Annotated in this window: 2 tRNA genes and 1 rRNA gene; all 3 read right to left on the bottom strand. The window is 48.1% G+C overall.

What is annotated here, in order from left to right:
• Window positions 1–128 precede the first annotated feature (128 nt).
• Window positions 129–204 (bottom strand) — tRNA-Ala (locus ACZ92H_RS29455).
• Between the two features lie 19 nt (window positions 205–223).
• Window positions 224–300 (bottom strand) — tRNA-Ile (locus ACZ92H_RS29450).
• A 78-nt stretch (window positions 301–378) separates the two neighbouring features.
• A 16S ribosomal RNA gene (locus tag ACZ92H_RS29445) occupies window positions 379–476 on the bottom strand; the annotation flags it as partial.

The following is a 476-nucleotide window of genomic DNA, read 5'->3' as shown; positions in this document are numbered from 1 at the left end:
TTTTACGGCAAACCGATCAATAAATAATCTTTACTTCTTCCAGATTGTTAAAGAACATACAGCACTTGGTCTCGAAAAGACCAAACCTAAATTTCATCACCGAGGTGATCAACTTACGTTTGAACTTTTGGTGGAGGATGACGGGATCGAACCGACGACCCCCTGCTTGCAAAGCAGGTGCTCTCCCAGCTGAGCTAATCCCCCTGAGATTTACTACAGAAACTGGTAGGGCTGGTTGGACTCGAACCAACGACCCCCGCGTTATCAACACGGTGCTCTAACCAGCTGAGCTACAGCCCCAAATGCTGTTCTTTATATTAACAGCCGATAAGTGTGAACATTTGAAGCGGAAGCATTGCTGCTTCGTGCAAACTCTAGAAAGGAGGTGATCCAGCCGCACCTTCCGATACGGCTACCTTGTTACGACTTCACCCCAGTCACGAATCCTACCGTGGTAAGCGCCCTCCTTACGGTTA

It is taken from the genome of Janthinobacterium foliorum (genome assembly GCF_978021625.1).
This window is presented reverse-complemented; position numbering and strand designations above follow the sequence as displayed.